Annotated in this window: 20 protein-coding genes and 1 pseudogene; 11 read left to right on the forward strand and 10 right to left on the reverse strand. The window is 66.4% G+C overall.

Translation table 11 applies throughout. The features are described from left to right. The first annotated feature begins 203 nt into the window (after nt 1-203). Together AB4120_RS09080 and AB4120_RS09085 are read left to right on the forward strand one after the other, a co-directional pair. Complete coding sequence (locus AB4120_RS09080) at nt 204-1151, forward strand: Bug family tripartite tricarboxylate transporter substrate binding protein (protein WP_441642204.1); 948 nt, start codon at nt 204-206, stop codon at nt 1149-1151. Between the two features lie 99 nt (nt 1152-1250). Next, nucleotides 1251-1937: a GntR family transcriptional regulator gene (locus AB4120_RS09085; protein ID WP_144196379.1), complete on the forward strand. Its 687-nt coding sequence runs from the start codon at nt 1251-1253 to the stop codon at nt 1935-1937. A gap of 33 nt (nt 1938-1970) precedes the next feature. On the opposite strand, the gene AB4120_RS09090 is transcribed toward AB4120_RS09085, so the two are convergent. Both AB4120_RS09090 and AB4120_RS09095 read right to left on the reverse strand, forming a co-directional pair. Further along, nucleotides 1971-2969 carry a Bug family tripartite tricarboxylate transporter substrate binding protein gene (locus AB4120_RS09090; RefSeq protein ID WP_392388544.1) on the reverse strand — a complete coding sequence of 333 codons (999 nt, stop codon included), beginning with the start codon at nt 2967-2969 and terminating at the stop codon, nt 1971-1973. 39 nt (nt 2970-3008) lie between these two features. Next, on the reverse strand, nt 3009-4199 hold the full coding sequence (locus tag AB4120_RS09095; RefSeq protein WP_149138178.1) for a CaiB/BaiF CoA transferase family protein: 1191 nt from the start codon (nt 4197-4199) through the stop codon (nt 3009-3011). Between the two features lie 192 nt (nt 4200-4391). On the opposite strand from AB4120_RS09095, the gene AB4120_RS09100 reads away from it, so the two are divergent. From AB4120_RS09100 to AB4120_RS09115, 4 genes are all read left to right on the forward strand, one after another. After that, nucleotides 4392-5372 (forward strand): quinone oxidoreductase family protein, encoded by a 981-nt coding sequence (locus AB4120_RS09100; RefSeq protein ID WP_149138177.1) that lies wholly within the window; start codon nt 4392-4394, stop codon nt 5370-5372. 14 nt (nt 5373-5386) lie between these two features. Continuing rightward, nucleotides 5387-6160, forward strand: coding sequence for a glutathione S-transferase family protein (locus AB4120_RS09105; protein WP_149138176.1), 774 nt, complete (start codon nt 5387-5389; stop codon nt 6158-6160). 30 nt (nt 6161-6190) lie between these two features. Further along, nucleotides 6191-6949 carry an enoyl-CoA hydratase/isomerase family protein gene (locus AB4120_RS09110; RefSeq protein WP_149138175.1) on the forward strand — a complete coding sequence of 253 codons (759 nt, stop codon included), beginning with the start codon at nt 6191-6193 and terminating at the stop codon, nt 6947-6949. A 140-nt stretch (nt 6950-7089) separates the two neighbouring features. Continuing rightward, entirely contained in the window at nt 7090-8634 is a 1545-nt protein-coding gene (locus tag AB4120_RS09115; protein WP_262389857.1) for a carboxylesterase/lipase family protein, read from the forward strand. A 35-nt stretch (nt 8635-8669) separates the two neighbouring features. On the opposite strand, the gene AB4120_RS09120 is transcribed toward AB4120_RS09115, so the two are convergent. The 5 genes from AB4120_RS09120 to AB4120_RS09140 form a co-directional block, all read right to left on the reverse strand. Then, a complete protein-coding gene (locus tag AB4120_RS09120; RefSeq protein ID WP_149138173.1) occupies nt 8670-8987 on the reverse strand; it encodes an NIPSNAP family protein in 318 nt (105 codons plus the stop codon). Nucleotides 8988-9019: 32 nt separating this feature from the next. After that, nucleotides 9020-9994 carry a Bug family tripartite tricarboxylate transporter substrate binding protein gene (locus AB4120_RS09125; RefSeq protein WP_149138172.1) on the reverse strand — a complete coding sequence of 325 codons (975 nt, stop codon included), beginning with the start codon at nt 9992-9994 and terminating at the stop codon, nt 9020-9022. Nucleotides 9995-10118: 124 nt separating this feature from the next. Next, nucleotides 10119-11018 carry a helix-turn-helix domain-containing protein gene (locus tag AB4120_RS09130; protein WP_149138171.1) on the reverse strand — a complete coding sequence of 300 codons (900 nt, stop codon included), beginning with the start codon at nt 11016-11018 and terminating at the stop codon, nt 10119-10121. 61 nt (nt 11019-11079) lie between these two features. After that, nucleotides 11080-12222, reverse strand: coding sequence for a DSD1 family PLP-dependent enzyme (locus tag AB4120_RS09135; protein WP_149138170.1), 1143 nt, complete (start codon nt 12220-12222; stop codon nt 11080-11082). Between the two features lie 9 nt (nt 12223-12231). After that, entirely contained in the window at nt 12232-12870 is a 639-nt protein-coding gene (locus AB4120_RS09140; protein ID WP_149138169.1) for an HAD family hydrolase, read from the reverse strand. 96 nt (nt 12871-12966) lie between these two features. Here AB4120_RS09140 and AB4120_RS09145 point away from each other — a divergent pair, with 96 nt between their 5' ends. After that, on the forward strand, nt 12967-13941 hold the full coding sequence (locus AB4120_RS09145; RefSeq protein ID WP_149138168.1) for a LysR family transcriptional regulator: 975 nt from the start codon (nt 12967-12969) through the stop codon (nt 13939-13941). A gap of 27 nt (nt 13942-13968) precedes the next feature. Here the strand turns inward: AB4120_RS09145 and AB4120_RS09150 are convergent, their stop codons facing one another. Together AB4120_RS09150 and AB4120_RS09155 are read right to left on the reverse strand one after the other, a co-directional pair. Further along, on the reverse strand, nt 13969-16164 hold the full coding sequence (locus tag AB4120_RS09150) for a phosphocholine-specific phospholipase C (protein WP_149138167.1): 2196 nt from the start codon (nt 16162-16164) through the stop codon (nt 13969-13971). 77 nt (nt 16165-16241) lie between these two features. Beyond that, nucleotides 16242-16448: a hypothetical protein gene (locus AB4120_RS09155; protein ID WP_144196391.1), complete on the reverse strand. Its 207-nt coding sequence runs from the start codon at nt 16446-16448 to the stop codon at nt 16242-16244. 340 nt (nt 16449-16788) lie between these two features. Between AB4120_RS09155 and AB4120_RS09160 the strand changes: the two are divergent. From AB4120_RS09160 to AB4120_RS09175, 4 genes and pseudogenes are all read left to right on the forward strand, one after another. After that, nucleotides 16789-17142, forward strand: a pseudogene (locus tag AB4120_RS09160) (YciI family protein); the annotation flags it as partial. Between the two features lie 142 nt (nt 17143-17284). Continuing rightward, nucleotides 17285-18127, forward strand: a complete 843-nt coding sequence (locus tag AB4120_RS09165) for an IclR family transcriptional regulator (protein ID WP_441642159.1) — start codon at nt 17285-17287, stop codon at nt 18125-18127. Nucleotides 18128-18177: 50 nt separating this feature from the next. Beyond that, nucleotides 18178-18990, forward strand: a complete 813-nt coding sequence (locus AB4120_RS09170; protein WP_149138166.1) for an SDR family oxidoreductase — start codon at nt 18178-18180, stop codon at nt 18988-18990. Nucleotides 18991-19097: 107 nt separating this feature from the next. Continuing rightward, entirely contained in the window at nt 19098-20072 is a 975-nt protein-coding gene (locus AB4120_RS09175; protein WP_392388555.1) for a Bug family tripartite tricarboxylate transporter substrate binding protein, read from the forward strand. Nucleotides 20073-20081: 9 nt separating this feature from the next. On the opposite strand, the gene AB4120_RS09180 is transcribed toward AB4120_RS09175, so the two are convergent. After that, complete coding sequence (locus tag AB4120_RS09180; protein WP_149138164.1) at nt 20082-21002, reverse strand: winged helix-turn-helix domain-containing protein; 921 nt, start codon at nt 21000-21002, stop codon at nt 20082-20084. Nucleotides 21003-21286 lie beyond the last annotated feature (284 nt).

Raw genomic sequence — 21286 nt, forward strand, 5'->3', positions numbered from 1 at the left:
CGCATCAACAGTTTTGCGCGTAGGTAAAGAATCCCGCGCTCACGCCCCAGGCGATGTCCGGATATCGAACACCACTTGCGTAGCGCCCGTTGGATTGGCCGCTGCGTCGCGCATAATGAGCCGCCGACTTTGGCGGCAAATCAAAGAAACAGAATTGGAGACAGCAATTGAGTATCAAGACACGCGCCACGCGCGCCGCCCGCATGGCGGCCATCCTCATTGCGGGACTGGCCATCGGCCAGGGGGCGAGCGCAGCAGAATGGCCGACCAAGCCGATCAAGGTCATTGTTCCCTATACGCCGGGCGGGTCGACGGACACCGTCTCTCGCGTAGTGTTCGAGAAGGTCTCGCAAAGCCTTGGCCAGCCCATCATCATCGAGAACAAGCCGGGCGCCAACAGCACGCTCGGCGTGGGCGTTGCGGCGCGCTCCGCGCCTGACGGCTATACCTTCGTGTCCGTGCTGGCCGCCTACAGCGCCAACATGTCGCTCTACTCGAAGCTGAGCTACAAGCCATCGGATCTGGTGCCGGTGGCCCAGATGGCGGAACTGCCGCTGTTCCTGTTTGCCAGCAAGCGGCTGCCGGTGAAGAACGTCGGCGAACTCGTTGCCTATGGGCGCAAGAATCCGGACGCGCTGACCTTCGGCTCGAGCGGCGTTGGCAGCTCGGCGCACCTGACCGGCGAGCGTCTGGCGATGGAGTCGAAGCTCAAGATGACGCACGTTCCGTACAACGGCAGCGCGCCGATCCTGCCGGCGCTGGTGTCCGGCGAGGTGTCCATCGCGTTCGATCCGCTGCTGGTGCCCATGCCGCACGTGAAGTCCGGAAAGATCAATGTGCTGGCTGTGGCCTCGGCCAAGCGCTGGCCCGGCGAGCCGCAGATCCCGACCATGGAGGAGTCCGGCTTCCCCGGGTTTGTCATGAGTTCGTGGACCGGCCTGCTGGCGCCGGCCGGTACGCCGCAGCCGGTGGTGGATCGCATGGCGAAGGCCATCGCCGCCGCCACTACCAGCCCGGAAGTGTCGAAGAAGCTCACCGAACTCGGTTTTGTGCCGGTCAGCGATACGCCGGAGGCGTTTCGCAAGCTGATCGAGCGTGACACGGTGCGGTATGCCGAAATCGTCAAGGCGGGGAAGATCTCGCTGGACTGAGCGGCGTCGCTTTTGTGCACATAGCGGGCAATTGCGCATACGCGGGCGGGCGCGGTAGTAGAATCGCGCCATCCCCACTCAGCGCGCTCGCAGTGTTCCATGTCCGATGAAAAGAAGAGCTTGTCCGAGACCATCCGTACGGCGATCGAGCAAGACATTCTGAGCGGGAAGTTGCCCAGCGGCACGCAGCTGGAGGAACAGCAGTTGCTCGCGCGCTTCAAGGTGTCGCGCACTCCGGTGCGCGAGGCGCTGATCCAGCTGGAATCCGCCGGGCTGGTCGATCTGGTGCCACGCCAGGGCGCCATCGTCGCGTCGATCACGCTGCGCGAATACGTGGCGATGAGCGAGATCCTGGTGCAGCTGGAGTCGCTGGCCGCGCGGCTGGCGGCGCGCCGCATTTCGGCGCCGCAGCGCAAGGCGATCCAGACGGCACTGGAGGCGTGCCGGGCGGCGGCCGAGAAGGCCGATGGCGTGGCGTACCGCAAGGCCAACGACGCCTTCCATCACGTGATCTACGAAGCCAGCTGCAACGACATCCTGTCGCGCCAGATCCTCACCATGCGGGCACGGATGCGCGGCATGCGCGATCTGCGCTTCGAAAAGCCCGCGCGCATTCGTGCATCACTGGCGGAGCACGAGGAGGTGCTGGAAGCGATCCTGCGCGGCAGCGAGGACGCCGCCGCCGCGGCCATGGTGCGCCATATCGCCACGGGCGGCGATGTCTATGCGGACATGATCGCCTCGATGCCCGGCGATGGCGCCGCGCGGGGGCGGGGGCGGCGCTGATCGGCGCCCCCGCGCCGCATCGCCAGATCTTCATCAATCGAGCTTCACGCCGGCCTGCACGATACGTTCCAACGCATTGCGCCCATCGGCCGAGGCCCACGCGCCGAACTCCGCCGGCGATTCCGATAGCGACACTTCGCTGCCATTGGCGGCCAGCTTGGCGCGGATCTGCGGGTCGGCCATGACCTTGCGCGTGGCCGCGAAGATCTTGTCCCGAATCTCCGGGGGCAGGCCTGCCGGACCATAAAGGCCAAACCAGAACGTGAAGTTGAATCCGGGGAGCCCCGTTTCGGCCAGCGACGGCAGGCCGGGCGCCACGTCGGACGGCTTCGGCGTGGTCACGCCGATCATCTTCACCACACCTTGCGTGCCCATCGGCAAGACCGAGGCAGCCGTGCCGAATGACATTTGCACTTCGCCGGCTGCCACGGCCTGCAAGGCCGGCGCGCCGCCCTTGTAGGGCACATGGGTCATGCGCACGCCGGTAGCCTTCTCGAACTGCAGCCCCGCCACGTGCGGCGAACCGCCAATGCCGGACGACGAGTAGTTGAACCCGCCCGCATCGGCCTTCGCCTTGGCCACGAGCGCCTTGACGTCCGCCACACCCAGGTTCCTGTTCACGGCCAGGATCAACGGCGAGACGGTCAGGCGCGTGATGGGGGTGAAATCCTCCCCCTTGTAGCGCGCCTTGTAGAGCCGCTGGTCGATGCCATACAGCGTGGCCGTGGCGAGCGCCAGGGTATAGCCGTCCGGCGGGGCGCCGGCCAATGCGGTGGAAGCCAGCGTACTGCCCGCGCCGGGCTTGTTATCGACCACGATGGTCTGGCCGAGCTGTTTGGACAAGGCTTCGCCGAAGATGCGTGCCACGTAGTCGGCCGCGCCGGCCGGTGTGTAGCCCACCAGCACGCGAATGGGGCGATTCGGGTAGTCGTCGGCCGCGAGCGCGGGTGGCACGAACGATACCGCCAGGGCCGCCATCGTGAGTGCGCGCGCGAGTACGCGCCTGGCGCGCAGGCATCGAGGGATCATCATTTGTCTCCGTCTTTGTTTTGGCTTGTCTGGTGCGGCCCGTCACGCCGCGATATTGGCATCGCGAAATTGGGCGATGCGGGCATCGTCGTAGCCCAGGTCGCGCAGGATGGCGTCGGTATGGGCACCGGGATCTGGCGCCGCGCTGAAGAACCGCTCGGGGTGCGGCGCGGCGGACAGGTTGATCGGAGAGCGCAGCAATGCCAGCGGACCCAGTTCGGGATGGTCGGCGGGACGGGTCATGCGCAGATGCTGGACCTGCGGGTCTTCGAACGCCTGACCGATATCGAAGACCGGCCCGCACGGCACGCCGACCGCGTTGAGCCGTTCCGTCAGTTCCGCTGCGGTGAACGCCGCCGTGCACGCGTTGATCGCGGCGTCGAGGCGCTCGCGTTGCGCATTCCGCCCGGCCGCACTGTGCAGCGAGGTATCGGCCAGCAGCGCATCCGCACCGAGTGCGTGGCAGAAGTGGCTCCACATGCGATCCGTGCTGGCAGCGATATTGACGACGCCGTCCCGGCATTGATACGTGCCCATTGGGGCGAGCGTGGGGTGCGCGTTGCCTTGCTGCGTGGGCACCACGCCTTCCACCGTGTAGCGCGCGCCCTGGAAATCGAGCTTGTTCAGCATCGCCTCGATCAGCGACGTGTGGACCCATTGGCCGCGTCCCGTCCGCTCGCGTTGCAGCAGCGCCAGCAGGATGCCTTGCCCCAGGAACATGCCGGCTGTGGTGTCCGAGATCGCGATGCCCACGCGGAGCGGGCCGTGGCCGGGCATGCCGGTCACGGAACTCAGTCCACACATGCCCTGCACGATCTGGTCGAGTCCCGGGCGCTCGCAGTACGGGCCGTCCTGCCCGAACCCGGAGATGCTGGCAAGGATCACGCGTGGGTTCAGGCCGCTCAGGCGTTCATACGTGAGCCCCAGCCGCTCCTTCACCACGGAACGGAAGTTCTCCACCACCACGTCCGCGCGGCGCACCAGCGTGGCCAGGATTTCGGCGCCTTCGGGCGTCTTCAGGTCCAGGCAGAGGCTGCGCTTGTTGCGATGCAGGTTCTGTTCATCCGAGCCCCGGCGCCGCCCGGTGACCGATCCGCGGTCACGCGGTGGCGGCGGTTCGATGCGGATGACATCGGCCCCCCAGTCCGCCAGCAGCCGGACGGCAACCGGGCCAGCGCGGGCAATGGAAAGATCCAGGACGGTGTAGCCGGACAGCGGTGCGTCGTGAGTCATCGGTCCTCTTCGTGCATTCGTGGGTGCCGGTAAAGTATACGAATATGCATCATAAATATACGTATACGGATTTACCATGATGCGGCGCGTCCGCGCATGCGCTACGCTTCCCCCGGCCCGCTACCACCTGAAAGCGCAGGTTCCGGCGGTACGGCAAGGGGTCATCGCGCCGGCTTGGAGACAACAGACCGTATGCATACGAACGTAGTCCGTATAAGAAAGCATGGCGACGCCGCCGTGCTCGAACTCGATGAAGTGCAGGTTGCGGCCCCTGATGCCACCGAAGTCCAGATCCGGCAATCGGCCATCGGCCTGAACTTCGCCGACATCTACCAGCGCAATGGTGCGCATGGCCCCCACACGCCGACGCCGTTCCCTATCACGCTGGGATCGGTCGGCGCAGGCATCGTCACGGCGGTCGGGCAGGAGGTGTCGGGCATTGCCGTCGGACAGCGCGTGGCCGCCATGTATCCGGGCGCGTATCAGGTCACGCGCAACGTGCCGGCTGATCGCGTCGTGCCGCTGCCGGAGACGATTTCCGAGGAGGTGGCCGGGGCCACCCTGTTGCGAGGACTGACGGCCGAGTATTTGTTGCGGCGGCTATATGTGGTGCAGCCCGGCGATTGGGTGCTGGTGCATGCGGCGGCTGGCGGGATGGGCGTGCTGCTGTCGCAATGGGCGCGCTCGCTTGGCGCAACGGTGATTGGCACGGTGGGCAGCGAAGCCAAGCGCCGCGTAGCGCTGGATCATGGCTGCCACCATGCGATCTGCTATCGCGAGGCGGACTTTGTCGCGGAAGTCATGGCGCTGACGCAAGGCAGGGGCGTTTCGGTGGTCTACGATGCGGTCGGCAAGGACGTCTTCGTGCCGTCGCTGCAATGCCTGAAGCCTTGCGGGATGGCCATCAACTATGGCACCGCGTCTGGCGACGTGGAGGCGTTCGACCTGCAACTGCTGCATGCGAAGTCCCTGATCGTTTCGCGGCCGACGCTGCGCACGTTCATCGCCGATGCGGCGTCATTGCGTCGAGCGGCGCAGGCGCTGTTCTCGGCGGTAGAGGCGGGGCACCTGCGCCTGGAGGTGGGGCAGCGCTTCGCCTTGTCCGACGTCCGGGCGGCTCATCGCAGCCTCGAAGGCCGTGCCACGACGGGCGCCACCGTCCTGATTCCCTGACAGGAGATCGCCCTATGAGACTGTTCCATGGCTGGTTGTCCAGCGCGTCGCGCCGTGTGCGGCTGTGTCTGGCGGAGAAGGGCATCGACTACGACAGCGTGCCTGTCGACCTTGCTGCGCAGGAGCACCACTCGCCAGCATTCCTGGCGATGAATCCGAACGGCGTGGTGCCGGCGCTGGTGCTGGACGATGGCCGCTTTCTCTATGAAAGCGCCACGATCTGCGAGTACATCGACGACGTCCTGCCGAATCCCCCGCTGCGCCCCGCCGATCCGTATGCGCGGGCCACGATGCGCAACTTCGTCCGCTGGACCGACGACACGCTGCTGCCGAACCTGCTGATCCTGAACTGGAGCATCGCGTTGCAGCCTGTGGCGTCGCAATGGAGCGACACAGACCTGGCCGGGAAGCTTGCACGGATCCCGACACCGGAGCGGCGTGAAGCCTGGCTTCGTATCGCCCGCAAGCCGTACTCGGACGACGAAAAGCGCGCGGCGCTGGACACCTTGCTGGCATTGATACCGAAGATGGCATCGATGCTCGGCAGCGGGCCGTGGCTGATGGGCGCGCACTATTCTCTGGCCGATATCGCCGCGATGCCATTTGTCGCGCGGATTGCGGAACTCGCGCCCGAGGCCATGGCGGAAGATCGCATGCCGGCGGTGGCCGATTGGTGGCAGCGCGTGCAGCAGCGTCCGGCCTTCGCGCAGGCGCGCATCGAACGATTCGACGTCGCGTTGCGGCAGCGACAGGCAACTCGCGAGGCGACGGAAGCACCCGCCGCCTGACTTCCCTTTGTTGATCCGGAGATTTGACGCATGGCTTCCGAAGGTTCGCTTCCCACGCTCGACATTGCCGCCCACGTGGCCACGCTGACACTTCAGCGCCCCGATGTGGCCAACCGGCTTGGTCCGGACGACCTGCAGGCGTTGCTGCAGCACATCGAAACCGTGAATGGCAGCGATGTGCGCGTGCTGGTCCTGCGCAGCACGGGCAAGTACTTCTGCAGCGGGTTCGATATCGGCAAGCTCGCCGCCGGCCAGCGTGGCGCGGGCTTCGAGCCGCTGGTCAATGCGATGGAGGATTGTCGCGCAGTGACCATCGCCGAAATTCAGGGTGGCGTCTACGGCGGCGGCACGGACCTGTCGTTGGCGTGCGACTTCCGGCTCGGCACCGACGCCGTGGAGATGTTCATGCCGGCCGCGCGCCTGGGCCTGCATTTCTATGAGCGCGGCATGCGCCGCTACGTGACGAGGCTGGGCCTGAACGCGGCCAAGCGCCTGTTCCTGACCGCCGAACGGATCCAGGCGCCCGAGATGCTGGCGTGCGGATTCCTGACCGAACTGCTGCCCGCCGACCACCTGCGCGAGCGCACGGCGCAACTGGCCGAGAGCATCGCCGGGCTGGCGCCGATTGCGGTGCAGGGCATGAAGCGGCATCTGAATGCGATCGCGCGTGGAGACCTGGACACGGCGGCGCTTGCTGCGGACATCCGGCGCGCGACGCAATCGGAGGACATCCGCGAAGGCGCGCTGGCGTGGAAAGAGAAGCGCAAGCCCGCCTTTACGGGCAAGTAACGTCGCCTCACCAGGCAGACAATCACTAGAACGAAGAAAAGGGAGGGGCGATGGAGCACAAGGGAGTATCGCGTCGACAGTGGCTGAAGTCTGCCGCTGCCCTGACGGCGGGCAGCGCGGTCACGGGAGGCGTACGCGCGATGACGGAGGATCCGGTGTTTTCGGTGGTCGAGACCACCGATGGCAAGGTGCGGGGCCTGCGCTCAGGTGGCGTGCATGTGTTCAAGGGCTTGCGCTACGGCGCCGACACAGGCGGCGCCAACCGCTTCATGCCGCCGCAGCCCGTGGCGAAATGGAGCGGCGTGCGCGATGCCACCGCCTACGGTAACTACGCGCCGCAGATGCCGGCGGACCGTCGCCGTGCCTATGCGGACCTGATCGCCTATGACCTGCAACCCGGCGGCATGGGCGAAGACTGCCTGGTGCTGAACCTGTGGACGCCCTCGCCTGCGAAGGCCGCGAAGCGCCCGGTGCTCGTGCATCTGCATGGGGGCGGCTTCTATGCGGGCTCGGGCAATTCGCCGCAGTTCGACGGCGAGATGATGGCGCGCTTTGGCGACGTGGTGTTTATCACCATCAATCACAGGCTCGGTTCCTTTGGCTATCTGAACCTGGCTGAGGTGGGCGGCGAGCGCTATGCGCAATCGGGCGCGGTGGGCATGCTCGATATCGTTGCGGCGCTGCGCTGGGTGCGCGAGAACGTGGAGTCGTTCGGGGGTGATCCGTCGCGCGTACTGGTGTTTGGCCAGTCGGGCGGCGGCCTGAAGACCAGCACGCTGATGGCCATGCCGTCGGCGCAGGGCCTGTTCCGTCGCGCCGGGGTCATGAGCGGTTCGGGCATCCGGGTCATGACGGCGGCGCAGTCCACGGAGATTGCGGCCAAGTACCTGACGGCGCTGCAAATCGGCAAGGGCTCGCTGGACCGGCTGCATACACTGCCGTTCGAGCAACTGCTGGCGGCGCAATTGCGGTTCGAGGCCGCAGATCGCTTGAAGGGCGAGGCACCGCGCGCATTCTCGCCGGCGATAGACGGCGTGGCGATTCCGCGCCATCCGTTCGATCCGGACGCGCCGCCGATCTCGGCACAGGTGCCGATGATCATCAGCACAACGCTGGACGAGCGCGCCTACCGTCAGATCAATTTCGACCTTGACGATGCGGGCTTGCTCCGTTTCGCGCAGACCCGCGTGGGTGACGATGCGGCGCGTCTTGTGACGATGTATCGGGATGAGGATCCGCGTGCCACGCCGTTCGTGCTGCAGGCGCGGATCGATACGGACATGACCTTCCGTCGTATCGCGCAGCTGCAGGCGGACCGCAAGGCCGCTGCGCACGCCAGCGGCAACGGTGCGCCGGTATGGACCTATTTGTGGAAGACGCCCAGCCCGGCCTATGGCGGCCGCTACGGCGCGCCGCATGGCGTGGATATCGGGCCGAGTCTGCACGACATTCGCATGGGGCTGAACGGCCCGAGCGAGGCCAATCTGCGTCTGGCCGACCAGCTCGCCAGTGCATGGGTCAGCTTCGCCGCGACTGGCGATCCCGCCAACGCACGGACTCCGCAATGGCCGGCGTATTCGGCTACGCGGCGCACCACGCTGGTGTTCGATGGCGAGGCCGCCGGCACGCGCGCGCAGGATGACCCGCGGCGGGCGTTCCGGGAGTACTGGGCCGGGCGGCTATAGGGTATAGGGCATACGCGATAGGCCGCCCGTGCCGACTACGGCGTGAAGAACGAGACTTGCGTCATCAGCCGGTTCTCCTGGCTGATCAGGTAGGCAGCTTCGGCGCTCATCTTCAGGTACTCGCCCCAGGCCGGATCCTTCTGCAGCGCCTGGCGCTTGGCCTCGCGGTCGGCTGCGCTCTCGTAGACCCAGATGTGCATGTAGCTGTTCACATTGCCGGTCTCGGTGTGCATGTAGGCCAGCGGCTTGCCCAGATGGCGGCTCTGGGTCTCGTAGCCATGCTCGGCATACAACGCCAGGTGTTTCTTGATCGTGCCGGGGCGGCAGGTGTAGGTGCGCACGTCGTACAGCATGGGTTTCCTCGATTCGTAGCGGATGATTGGCGTCAATCGACGGTGGCGCCGGACTGCTTGACAAGCACGGCCCAGCGCGCCACCTCCTGATTCACGTATTTCTGAAATGCGGGCTGGTCGTCGCCAACCGGATCGGCGCCGAGCCCTTTGAGTCGATCCTTGACGGCGGGGTCGGCCACGCTCTGGACGATGGACTGCGAGAGCTTGTCGACGGCGGCCTTCGGCGTGCCGGCCGGTGCGAACAGGCCGAACCACGAGCGCGCGGTCATGCCCGGGAACGGCGTTTCGGAGAAGGCCGGCACATCGGGCAGGGCGGCGTGGCGCTTGCTGCCCGTGACCGCCAGCGCCTTGAGCTTCCCACTCTGCACCTGCGCGAGGACTTCGGGCAGGTTGGCGAACATGACCTGCACCTGGCCGCCCATCACGTCATTAAGCGCCTGCGACCCACCCTTGTAGGCCACGTGTGTCATCCTGGTACCGGCCAGCGTGCTGAACTGCTCGCCGGCCAGATGGGAAGCGGTGCCGGTACCGCCCGACGCGTAATTGACGCGGCCGGCGTTGGCCTTGGCGTACGCGGCGAGCTCCGTGGCCGAATTGACCGGCACGGACGGATTCACCACCAGCAGCAGGGGGACGGACGCGAGGTTCGACAGCCCCACGAAATCACGCGTGAGACTGTAGTTGAGCTTCTGGTAGAGCGACGCATTGATGGCATGGCTCGACGTGGCCATCAGCAGCGTGTAGCCGTCGGCGTCCGCCCGCGCGGCCGAGACGGCACCGATGTTGCCGTTGGCGCCGGCCTTGTTCTCCACCACGACCGACTGGCCGAGGCGGGCCGACATGGCTTGCGCCACGGTGCGCGCGATCACGTCAGTGGCGCCGCCGGCCGCGAACGGCACGATGATGCGCAGGGGATGATCGGGGTATTCCGCCATCGCGCTGAAGGGGGTAACGGCCAATACGGCGGCCAGGGCAAGGCCCCGCAGCGGGGCGATGGCTTTGTACATGTCTGTCTCCTGTGCTTCTGGTGTCTTCTGGATGTCTTATGGATGCACCATGAGGAACACTCTACGCAGGCGCGTGCCGGCGGCGTTAGGACGGATCAGACGTTGTGTTGGACTTTTTCGCGCGTCAGTCCAGCGGACGGCAATGCTTCCGGCGGAAGTCGCCCGGCGTGAGGCCGGTCTGCTTCTTGAAAAAGCGCGCGAAGTAGGCCGGATCCTCGATATTGAGCCGGAACGCGATCTCGGCGATGCCGGTTTCGGTGTTGCTGAGCCAGCGCTTGGCTTCCAGCAGCACGCGCTCCTGTACCACCTGGCTGGCCGTGCGCGCCAGGGTCCGCTTGACCGCGTCGTTGAGCTGGCGCTCGCTCACGCAGAGCGCCTCGGCGTACTGGCCGATCGTGCCGAAGCGCAGGTAGTGAGTCTCCACCAGCATCGTGAACCGGCGCGTGAGGGCCTGGTGCGGGCCGACGCCACCGGCGGGCTCGGTCTCGGGGCACAGACGGCGCAGACGCGTGAGCAGGATCAGCAGGCAGGCCCGCACCACGTCCGGGAAGCCGGGTTGGCGATCCCGCGCCTCGCGCTCCATCTCGTCGAGCAGCGGCAGCAGGCCGTCATGCTGGTCCGGCGTGAGATAGAGCGCGCTGTGGGCGCCCGTGGGGTGGTAGAACGGGAATTTCGCCGCATCGTCGGCGCGCGGAAACATCCGTGCGAAGAAATCGGTGCTGAAGTTCAGCACGTAGCCGTGCGGCTTGACGGATGACGTCCAGGCATGCACCTGCCCGGGCGAGAGGAAGAACACCGAGTGGTCGCGCACGTCGAAATGCGCGAAGTCGAGCATGTGCGTGCCGCTCGCCCGGGTCATCCAGAGCAGGTGGTAGTAGTTGTGCCGGTGCAGGAAGCCGCGCGGGATGTCGTCGCGGTCCTGCAGCCGCACGAGGTCGAAGTAGAACGACCCGTCACCCGCGAAATCCGATGTCTCGAAGGTGGGAAACTCGCCGGCGCGGCTGGCGGGGAGGGCTTCGGGCAAGCGCAGGTCTCCTTGTGTTTCTTATGCTGGTTACCGGCGCCATCCTATCGCAAAACCGCGCTCACCATCCCCCAAAACGCGGCCAATGCGCTTCCACCGCCGTGCTGCCCGCAACGACCGTGTACGCGCCGTGCTGCGCCGCCGTGGCGCACGCGTGATTGGGCAGCACGCGTAGCAGCGTGCCGACCGGGAGCATCGGCGTGGCGGACGGGTCCGTGCGGTGACTGACGATGCCGTGCTCCTGGTTGGCGTCGACCATGACCAGCTCCGGTAGCGGCTTGCCGTCGATATCGCACACCAGTCCGTAGCCCTGGTCGACGGGCTGCCTGGCGGTGCCACGGTCGCGCGACATCGCCATCCACCCGGCGTCCGTGATCAGCCAGCCTTTCTCGCGCTGATGCCCGATCACCGTGCACAGCACCGACAGCGCGATGTCATCCGTGCTGCAGACCCCGATGCCGTGCATCACCAGGTCGAAGAACACGAACACGCCGGCCCGGACCTCCGTCACGCCTTCGAGCGAGCGGGCGAAATGCGCGGTGGGCGTGCTGCCGACGCTCACCACCGGCGCGCGATAACCGGCGGCGCGCAGGCGTTCCGCCGCCTGTACCGCGCCGGCGCGCTCCTGCTCGGCCACGGCTTCGATGGCCTCGGCCGAACGGCAATTGTAGGAATCGCCCGCATGGGTGAGCACGCCCGCGAGCCAGGCGCCGGTGCCCTCGTCCTTTCCCCCCTCACCCAGTGCGGCGGCGATGTCGAGCAGCGCCGGGTCTGCCGGCTTGACGCCCGAACGGTGGCCGTCGGTATCGATCTCGATCAGCACCGGCACGTTGAGCGCGCGCTCGCGACACCAGTCGGCGAGCGCGTGGGCGGCCTCGACGTTGTCCAGCAGCAGGGTCAGTGCCGCGCCGCGCCGCACGAGGTCTTCGACATGGGGCAGCTTGGACGGCACGATGCCCACCGCGTACAGGATGTTGCGCCAGCCGTGGTCGAGGAAGTAGCCGGCTTCCTTCAAGGTGGATACGGTGATGGGCGTACCCGGTGCGCCGATGCGCGAGGCGACGTCGGCGGACTTGTTGGTCTTGGCGTGCGGCCGCAGCGTGACGCCGGAAGGCGCAAGGCGGTCGCGCAGCCGCGCGATATTGCGCTCCATCTTGAGGCGGTCCAGGACAAGGACCGGCGTTTCGAGTGCTTGCAAGTTCATGGGAATCCGTTATGCGAGTGCCAGCACGGGCTGGAGGTTCAGGCCCTGCTGCAAGGGTGCGGGAGCGCCTTCGGGCAAGGCCAGCCCGACGCGATTGTGCCAGTAGGTGTCGAGGCCTGTCGCCGAGGTGCCGAACAGGTCGAAACCTGAGCCGGCGACGAACAGCGTATTGCCGGGCTCCGCACCGAGTTCCTGCAGCGCTTGTCGATAGGGGCGCGGATCGGGCTTGTAGAAGCCGGCGCGTTCGGACGTCACCACGACGTCCATCGGCACGTTCAGGCGCTCGACCGCCAGCCGCCCGAGCCGCTCCGAGCAGTTGGTCACAACGCCGAGACCGTGCGATGCGCGCAGGGTGCTCAGGACCGCGGCGGCGCCGTCCCACAGGGTGAGTTCCGTCCAGCGCGCCTCAAGCGCGTCCGCCATGGACGCGGGCAGGCCGGTTTCGATCGCGGCCTCCCGCACCAGCGTCTCGTACGGGCGATACGCGCCGCACGCGTAGGTGCGCTTCAGGTAGGCGGCACGCCAGGCCCGGCCTGACGCCTCGCCGCCCGCCACGCTGTTCCATAGGGACCAGGAGTCGAGCAGGGCGGTGAGCAGATCGAACAGGACGAATTGGTATTGGCGGGGCGGGTGGGAGGGCTGTGTCATGGCGGAGGCCTTCGCTTTTCGAGTCGCCAGTGTAGGGAAGCCAGGCCCTCAGGTGGTTAATGCCATAGAATTTCTTAATTCACCTAAAGGTTAAGAATGAAGCTGGACATCGAGGATCTGCGGTTCATCCTGGCGCTGGACCGCCTGGGTAGCCTGGCCGCCTTGGCCCGGGAAGAGAACGTCACGCCGCCGGCCGTGACCAAGCGGCTGGGGCAGCTGGAGGCCCGCCTCGGCATCCGGCTGGCCCAACGCACCACCCGCCGTCTGCAACTCACGCACGAAGGCCATCTTCTGGCGCAGCACGCCACCGGGGTCCTGGAGCAGATGCAGGTGATCGAGGAGGCGCTTCAGCAGCGTAGTCAGGTGGTGGCGGGCAAGCTGAAAGTCCATGGGCCGTTTGGCTTTGGGCGCCGCTACCTCGGTCCGCTGCTGGCGCAGTTCCACAGCACCCATCCCAATCTCGAGGTGCAGCTGTACCTGTCGGACAACCTGATGCTGCCGCGCCAGCCCGTGCACGGGCGGGACGCGTTTGACGTGCTGGTCAGCATCGGCACGATCCCGGATTCGCGCTGGATTGCGCATCGCATCGCGCCGAACCGCCGCATCCTGTGCGCGGCGCCCGAATATCTCGCCAAGGCGCCCCCGCTGGAGACGCCCGCAGACCTCGAACGGCACGCTTGCCTGGTGCTCCGGGAGAACGACGAGGATGTCACGCTGTGGCGCTTCGCCGAGGGCAGTCATGACAGCGCAGACCGGAACCCCCGCCCGGCCCGATCACGGGAGCTGACCGTGCGGGTGCGGCCGACGATGGAGAGCAATGATGGCGCTGTGGTCCATCACTGGTGCCTGACCGGCAAGGGCATCATGGCGCGGTCGGAATGGGATGTGGCCGATGAACTGGCCACCGGGCGGCTGGTGGCGCTGCTGCCGGCGTACCGGCTGCCTGATGCGGACGTGATGGCGCTGGTGCCCCAGTCGCGCCAGTCGTCCATGCGCACGCAACGGTTCGTTGAGATGCTGCGCAACGCCCTGGGGCCCAGGCCGCCGTGGCGCCCGACCCGCCAGCCGTAGTCGGCGGACGGGTCAGGCCAAGGCAGATTACGACAGCTGACCCATCGCCGGATCGCTCACCGTATCCTTGCCGGTCTCGATACGGCCCGCGATGCGGCGGCGCAGCGACGGTGCCAGATCGCAGCTGATCTCGAAGTCGTACCAGTTGCCGCTGTCACCCAGCGTCCAGCTCAGCTCGCCCACCTTGCCGGCTTCCACCTTCTGGCCCCACGGGCCGTCCGTGCGATAGGCCCTGGCGGTTGCGCTGAACGTGCAGGCCTTGTCGCTGCGGTTGTACAGCTTGACCTGCAGCACCGGCGGATCGCACGGTTCGTAGCAGACCTGGATTTCCGTGCCGCCGCCAGCCGACTGCTCGTTCACGTCGCCCACGTACTCGCGGTGATAGCCGTTCGGGCCCAGCACCCACAGATCGTATTTACCGTTGTCGGCCGCCACGTTCCACAGGCCGTCCAGGCTCTTGCCCGCCTCCACCACGTAGCGGCGCGGAATGGCGTCGAGGTGCAGCTTGTCGTAGACGTGGAAGACCGCGCCCGCCGTGCCGGTGTTCGAGAACATCAGCGTCACGGTCTTGGCGCCTGCATCGGTGCGGGACGTGGTGTGCAGCTCGTACGGCAGCGCACGCGACGGGCGCGTGCCGGTCACCTGTGCCGGCAAGGCAGGCGTGGCCGGCACGGGAATCGCGGCCGACGCCTTCTGCGTCAGTGCCAGGTTGTCGACCGTGACCTTGGTGCTGCGGCCCGCCAGCGTCGGCAGGGCATCCTGGTTCGGGCTGACGAAGTTGAAGGCCGAGGTCAGGTCACCGCACACGGCGCGGCGATAGGCACCGATCTGCGGCTCCTTCACGCCGAAGCGCTTTTCCAGGAAGAGCAGCGTCGAGGTGTGGTCGAAGACCTGCGAATTGACAAAGCCGCCGCGGCTCCACGGCGAGACGATACACATCGGCACGCGCGGGCCCGGGCCGTACGGCTTGCCGTCGATGGCCGACTGATTCGCCGTGGCAGGCGTGTAGTTGTGATACTCGAAGGCCATGTCGGCATCGCTGAGCGTGCTGCCGCCGGCGAGCGTGGCATCGGCATTGCGCGACGGGGCCGACGGCGGCGGCAGGTGGTCGAAGAAGCCGTCATTCTCGTCGTAGTTGATCAGCAGCACGGTCTTGCTGAAGACCTCGGGGTTGGCCGTCAGCGCGTCCAGCACCTGCTGCACATACCAGCCGCCCTGCGCCGGGCTCGACGGGCCCGGGTGCTCGCTGTAGAGCGACGGCGGGATGATCCACGAGATTTCCGGCAGCGTGCCGTTCTGCACATCGTCACGGAAGGATTGCAGCAGGCCGTCAGGCATGGTGTTGCCAAAGCCCTTGGCGAGCGGGCTCAGCGCGTCGTCGATCGATGGATCGTAGGCGGGCGAGGTGCCGGGCAGCGCCACCGGGCGCCGTGCCACGGGCATCGATTCCATCGCCGTGCGCCAGTGCTGGAAGCTCATCATCTCGTTGCAGCCGTAGTTGTCGGCCAGGCTCTGATACACCTTCCAGCTCACCCCGGCATCGACCAGGCGGTCGGCGTAGGTCTTCCACGTCCAGCCCTGGGTGGACGGCCCCACGTCATTGCCGCCGTTGAATTCGTTGACCATGGCCGCCACGTTGGCGCCGCTCGGGCCATTCGTGCCGGTCCAGTAGAACAGGCGGTTCGGGATGGTGCCGGTGTGCATCGAGCAGTGATAGGCGTCGCACAGCGTGAAGGCATCGGCCAGCGCGCGCTGGAACGGTACCTCGGCGGTGTCGTAGTACGACATCGACAGCCGGTTCTTGGCCACGGGCCAGCGATTCATGCGCCCGTGGTCCCACGCGGCCTGGCCATCGGGCCAGGTATGCGGGGTGCTGCCCGCGCGCTGCGCGTTGCCCAGCGTGGCGTCCAGGCGATACGGCGTGATCGTGTTGTTCGTGGCGTCGGTCTGGAAGAACGCGTTCTTGCCGTTCGCCAAGGGGATCGCGAAGCGGTCGCCATAGCCGCGCACGCCCTTGAACGTGCCGAAATAGCTGTCGAAGGAGCGGTTCTCGAGCATCAGCAGCACCACGTGCTTGACGTCCTGGATCGTGCCAGTGGCGTTGTTCGCCTCAATGGCCAGGGCGCGGCGGATGCTGGGCGGGAACGATGCGAGCGTGGCAGCCGCTGCCGCGGTGCCGAGCGTGTTGCGCAGGAACTTGCGCTTGGACGGGTTGAATGTCATGCCGGATTGGTGTCGGTTGGATGGGGGGGCGCGGGCGGCGCGGTGTCAGCGGTGTCAGCGGTCAGCCGGTCAGCCGGTCAGGGAGCCGGCGCGCAGTGCGCCGTGGTGCAGGCGGCGGGCGTGGTGCCGGGTCCGCCGTTGCCACCGTCGCCGCCACCTGTGGCGGGCGGCGGGGCATTGTTGTCGTCGCCGCCGCAGGCGCTCAACAGCAGCGCCAGGCACAGTGCGCCGGCACCGAGCACCGGCCTGTACATGCGCGAATGAACAGGTTTTGTGGTTGTCATGGTTCTAGGTCAGAGAAGTTCAGGTCACGGACCGGGCCGAAATCGCCAGAATTCCGTACGGATTCCCCGCCGCCTTTGTCTGCCAATGTCTTGATGGACAAGGATCACCCTACTCAGGTGGGGTGCCGGTGGGCGAGACGTGGAGTCTGTCTGCTTGATATGTCAATGATGTGACCAATGCCACACGAATCGCGCGTTTGAAAGTAATAAAATTTCAAGTGAATGTCACTTTTCTGGACGCCAGGCCGACTGCGGGGCGGGCATTTCCCCGACACTCGCCAAGAATTTCCACCCCAACGGTGCTACCGTGGGGCGAGGGCCGTAGACAAGGAGACAGACGATGCGTGTCATGGTGTTAGTGAAAGCCACCGAAGACAGCGAAACGGGCATGCTGCCCACGACCGAACTGTTCGAGGCGATGCACAAGTTCAACGAGGCGTTGGCGAAGGCCGGCATCCTGCGCGCCGCGGACGGCCTCAAGCCCTCGTCGGCGGGCAAGCGCGTGGCGTTCGACGGTGCTGGCCGTACGGTCATCGACGGGCCGTTCGCTCAGACCCGTGAGCTGGTGGCTGGCTTCTGGCTTTGGGAAGTCAAGGACATGGACGAAGCAGTCGCCTGGGTGAAGCGCTGCCCGAATCCCATGCCGGGGCCCAGCGAGATCGAAATCCGTCCGCTGTACGAGATGTCGGATTTCGAATGAGAGGCTGAGGAGAGGTTGAAGAGAGATTGAGGGCGCCTTTGACACCACAGGCGTGGGCCATGAGCGCCGTTTGTGGGATACATGTTTTCGCTACATAGCGGGCATGCCGCCGGGCGGAAGCTGTTATGAATCTGCCATGAAGCGCACCACCTCGATTCCGCAACCTGCCGATGCCGGACTCCTGTCCGGCGGCGCGGCCCATCCTGCTGACGGCGAGGACCGCAATTTCGTGACGGCGCTGGCGCGCGGGCTGGAACTGCTGCGCGCGTTCGGTCCGCACGATGATTTTCTCGGCAATGCGGAGCTGTCGCGCCGTACCGGTATTCCGCGTCCCACGGTGTCGCGGCTGACCTACACGCTGGCGAGTCTCGGCTATCTGGTCTATGTAGCGGGGCAGGAGAAGTACCGCATCGGGCAGGGGGCCATGTTGCCTGGGCAGCGCTACCTGTCTGGTGCCGGCATCCGTGACATTGCCCAGCCGCTGATGCAGTCGCTGGCCTTCGCGACCGACTGCACCGTGGCGCTGGCGGCCCCAGACCGCCACGACATGCTGTACCTGGAGGTCTGCCAGCCGCGCGGCGCGCTGGTCATGCGCCTGACGCCGGGATCGCGGCTGCCCATGGTCACGTCCGCCATCGGGCGTGCGTGGCTGGCCGGGCTGGCCCCGGCACGCCGCACGGCGGTGCTGGCGGAACTGGAGCGGCACCATGGCCCGCGCTGGCCGGGCCTGCGCGCCAAGCTGGACCGCGCCTTGCGCGACCACGCGCGGCGCGGCTTCTGCCTGGCGCATGCGGAGTGGGACCGCACGGTCAGCGGCGTGGCGGCGCCGGTGCGCCTGCAGGATGGTGCGGAGGTGCTGTCGATCAATATCGGTGGGGCGTCCACGCGCCTCTCGCCGGAAATTCTTGAGACCAATCTCGGCCCACGCATCCGCGAACTGGCCGATACGCTGGCCGCACGGCTCTGGCAGTCGGCCTGACGACCGAACACGGGAACACGCGAACACCGGAATACCAAGAGGAGACAAGCATGGAGATTCGTAACAAGACCGTCATCGTGACCGGCGGCGGCACGGGCATCGGCCGGGCGCTGGTGCTGGCATTCGCACAGGGCGGGGCGCGCGGTGTGGCCGTGGCAGACATCGACCAGGCCGGCGCCGCCCAGGTGGCCGCAGAGGCCGCGGCGGTGGCGCCCGACTGCCAGATCTTCGCCCAGCGCGTGGACGTGGCCGATGCGGCGGCCGTGCAGGGGCTCGTCGATACCGCCACGGAGCGCTTTGGCCAGGTCGACATCTTCTGCTCGAACGCCGGCATCATCCTGCGCAAGGGGCTGGGCGCCAGTGCCGCCGAATGGCAGCGCATCTGGGAGATCAACGTCATGGCCCATATCCACGCGGCCAAGGCGGTGCTGCCGCAGATGCTCGAGCGCGGCGAGGGCTACTTCATCAACACGGTGTCGGCGGCGGGTTTGCTGTCGCAGATCGGCTCGGCGCCGTACGCGGTGACCAAGCACGCGGCCATCGGGTTCGCGGAATGGCTGTCGATCACCTATGGCGACCGGGGCATCCGCGTCAGCTGCATCTGCCCGCAGGGCGTGCAGACCAAAATGCTGTTTGGCGAGAGCGGCGAGCGCAAGGGCTTCCTGCAGGCCGGGTCGGTCACGCCGGAGCACGTTGCCGAGAAGACGCTCGAAGGCGTTGTGAATGAGAGTTTCCTGATTCTGCCCCACCCGGAGGTGCTCGAGTACTACCGTCGCAAGGGCCAGGATTACGACCGGTGGCTGCGCGGCATGCGCCGCCTGCACGATCAGGTGACTAAGGAATTCGGCAATATCGCCGTATAAGATGACAGGCGGCGGAAGATCGCCGCCCATCGCAAAAAAAGACAAGACAATCAGGAGACAAATTCATGCGAGTACGTGTATACCCGCGCCGCCGCTTCATGGCCGCGATGGCGACGATGGCGGGCGTGGCAGTGACGGCGGCACTTTCCGCGGTGCCGGGGGCGGCCCAGGCCCAGGCCCAGAACTATCCGAACAAGCCGATCCGCATGGTGGTGGGCTTCCCGAGTGGCGGCGCGCCGGACATCCTCGCGCGGATCTTCTCCGAGAAGATCTCCCCGTCGTGGGGCCAGCCCGTGGTGGTGGACAACAAGCCCGGCGCGGGCGGCAATATCGGCGGCGAGGCCGTGGCCCATGCGGCGCCGGACGGCTACACGCTGGCGCTCGGCACCGTGGGCACGCACTCGATCAACGGCGCGCTGTACAGCAAGATGCCGTACGACATGGTCAAGGACTTCACGCCGGTGATCCTGCTGGCGTCCACGCCGAACGTGCTGGTGGTCAATCCGTCGGTGCCGGCCAAGAACGTGCAGGAACTGATTGCGCTGGCCAAGTCCAAGCCCGGCGCGCTGCAGTTCGGCACGCCCGGTGTCGGCACGTCGCTGCACGTGGCCGGGGAGCTGTTCAACACCATGGCGCAGGTCAAGATCACCCACGTGCCGTACAAGGGCCGCGCGATGGCCATCCCGGACCTGCTGGGCGGACACATTCCCATGATGTTTGACAACTTGCCCTCGGCGCTGCCGGTGGTGAAGGAGGGCAAGCTGCGCGCGCTCGGCGTGACCAGCGCCAAGCGCTCGCCGTCCGCGCCGGACATCCCCACCATTGCCGAGCAGGGCCTGCCCGGCTACGAGGCCGAGTCGTGGTTCGCCGTCTTCGCGCCGGCCAACACGCCCAAGGACGTGGTGGCCAAGCTCAACACCGAGCTGAACCGCATCTTCAAGCTGCCCGACGTGCAGGCCAAGCTGAAGACGCTGGGGCTCGACCCCGTGCTCGGCACGCCCGAGGCGCTGGCCACGTACCAGCGTAGCGAAATCACCAAATGGGCCAAGGTGGTGAAGGACTCGGGCGCCAAGGCCGAGTAAGCCCCGGCGCTACATGGCGGGCGGGCGCGCCCCGGCGTAGCCCTGCTGGCGGAAGCGGTAGCCCACCTTGGGCACCGCTGCCACACAGTTGTCCAGGCCGAGCGGATGCAATGCCCGCCGCAACCGCGAGACCAGTTGCGTGAGGCAGTTCTCATCGACCATCGCGTCGGCGCCCCACACCGCCTCGATAATCTGCTGCCGCGACATCACGGTGTCGCGGTGCTCGATCAGCGCGGCCAGCAGCCGCAACTCAAAGCGGGTGACCTTGGCGACCACCCCGCCGTAGGAAATGACGCCCTGTGTCTCATCGACATGGAGGTCGTCCTCGGTGGCCGGCAAGGGCTGGGTGGCGGGCGGCATGCCCAGCCGGGCCAGCACATGCGCCAGGCCGCGCGCATGCTCGAGTTCCGTACGGGCCTGGCCGGCGGTATCGGGCGCCAGCACGGTATTCGGCACCGGGATGAAACGGTAGCCCTCGCGCGGCACGGTGACGATGTGCCCGTCCAGGCCGACGGCGCTCAGTGCCTTGCGCAGCCGGTAGACCAGTTGCACGAGATAAAGCTCGTCCACCAGTTCGGCACGCTTGCCCCAGACGCCATTCAGTAAATAATCCTTCGGCTTAACCGCTGGTTTTTCCTCTACCAATAACCGCAGCAATCGCTTTTGCTGGCCCGTTATCGTTGTCTCCACGCCGCCGCGAATCACGCGGTCATTGTCCCAGTCAAAAAATACCGAATCGCCATTCCGGATCATTTCGCAACCCTCATGTCGTCTGCGATGGACGACAAGCGTACGGGCGCGATTCGCCGGCTCCCATGGAAGATATTTTTGTGTTGATGTGCCCCGAGCGGGTGACGCCGTCGCACGTGGCACGCGCAATATCACACGGGGTTGAAACAATGCGGCAGGGTGCGCAACGGTTGTCGCCATTCTCTTCAGGAATTCACGCTGTCCGCGCGGCGTAACCCAGCGCCGCGCGCGAACTATCTAACATCGTGCTATCCCGCTTGTGGCGGCGATCATAACCCATTCGGGTCCGGTTTCCTTGCGCGTCCGCGTACCCAAAAGCACGATCGCATAACAGGGTGGATTCACGAAAATCCACGTCATCCATTTTTCGCCGCGCAGAAAGACGATTTTTCGGATCGATTTTCCGGAACCTGCGATTAATCCTGACACAGCATATTCCATCTCCATTCCATGTCATTAAGTCC

Source organism: Cupriavidus sp. 2KB_3 (assembly GCF_052115685.1).
Taxonomy (GTDB): Bacteria; Pseudomonadota; Gammaproteobacteria; order Burkholderiales; family Burkholderiaceae; genus Cupriavidus; species Cupriavidus campinensis.

What these genes read in the sequence shown, in the direction of transcription:
- AB4120_RS09135 (WP_149138170.1), bottom strand. Translation starts at nt 12,222, where the DNA reads ATGAACTTGCAAGCACTCGAAACGCCGGTCCTTGTCCTGGACCGCCTC.
- AB4120_RS09090 (WP_392388544.1), bottom strand. Translation starts at nt 2,969, where the DNA reads ATGATGATCCCTCGATGCCTGCGCGCCAGGCGCGTACTCGCGCGCGCA.
- AB4120_RS09110 (WP_149138175.1), top strand. Translation starts at nt 6,191, where the DNA reads ATGGCTTCCGAAGGTTCGCTTCCCACGCTCGACATTGCCGCCCACGTG.
- AB4120_RS09140 (WP_149138169.1), bottom strand. Translation starts at nt 12,870, where the DNA reads ATGACACAGCCCTCCCACCCGCCCCGCCAATACCAATTCGTCCTGTTC.
- AB4120_RS09085 (WP_144196379.1), top strand. Translation starts at nt 1,251, where the DNA reads ATGTCCGATGAAAAGAAGAGCTTGTCCGAGACCATCCGTACGGCGATC.
- AB4120_RS09165 (WP_441642159.1), top strand. Translation starts at nt 17,285, where the DNA reads ATGAAGCGCACCACCTCGATTCCGCAACCTGCCGATGCCGGACTCCTG.
- AB4120_RS09080 (WP_441642204.1), top strand. Translation starts at nt 204, where the DNA reads ATGGCGGCCATCCTCATTGCGGGACTGGCCATCGGCCAGGGGGCGAGC.
- AB4120_RS09125 (WP_149138172.1), bottom strand. Translation starts at nt 9,994, where the DNA reads ATGTACAAAGCCATCGCCCCGCTGCGGGGCCTTGCCCTGGCCGCCGTA.
- AB4120_RS09115 (WP_262389857.1), top strand. Translation starts at nt 7,090, where the DNA reads ATGACGGAGGATCCGGTGTTTTCGGTGGTCGAGACCACCGATGGCAAG.
- AB4120_RS09105 (WP_149138176.1), top strand. Translation starts at nt 5,387, where the DNA reads ATGAGACTGTTCCATGGCTGGTTGTCCAGCGCGTCGCGCCGTGTGCGG.
- AB4120_RS09100 (WP_149138177.1), top strand. Translation starts at nt 4,392, where the DNA reads ATGCATACGAACGTAGTCCGTATAAGAAAGCATGGCGACGCCGCCGTG.
- AB4120_RS09155 (WP_144196391.1), bottom strand. Translation starts at nt 16,448, where the DNA reads ATGACAACCACAAAACCTGTTCATTCGCGCATGTACAGGCCGGTGCTC.
- AB4120_RS09150 (WP_149138167.1), bottom strand. Translation starts at nt 16,164, where the DNA reads ATGACATTCAACCCGTCCAAGCGCAAGTTCCTGCGCAACACGCTCGGC.
- AB4120_RS09145 (WP_149138168.1), top strand. Translation starts at nt 12,967, where the DNA reads ATGAAGCTGGACATCGAGGATCTGCGGTTCATCCTGGCGCTGGACCGC.
- AB4120_RS09170 (WP_149138166.1), top strand. Translation starts at nt 18,178, where the DNA reads ATGGAGATTCGTAACAAGACCGTCATCGTGACCGGCGGCGGCACGGGC.
- AB4120_RS09120 (WP_149138173.1), bottom strand. Translation starts at nt 8,987, where the DNA reads ATGCTGTACGACGTGCGCACCTACACCTGCCGCCCCGGCACGATCAAG.
- AB4120_RS09095 (WP_149138178.1), bottom strand. Translation starts at nt 4,199, where the DNA reads ATGACTCACGACGCACCGCTGTCCGGCTACACCGTCCTGGATCTTTCC.
- AB4120_RS09180 (WP_149138164.1), bottom strand. Translation starts at nt 21,002, where the DNA reads ATGGCGACAACCGTTGCGCACCCTGCCGCATTGTTTCAACCCCGTGTG.
- AB4120_RS09175 (WP_392388555.1), top strand. Translation starts at nt 19,098, where the DNA reads ATGGCGACGATGGCGGGCGTGGCAGTGACGGCGGCACTTTCCGCGGTG.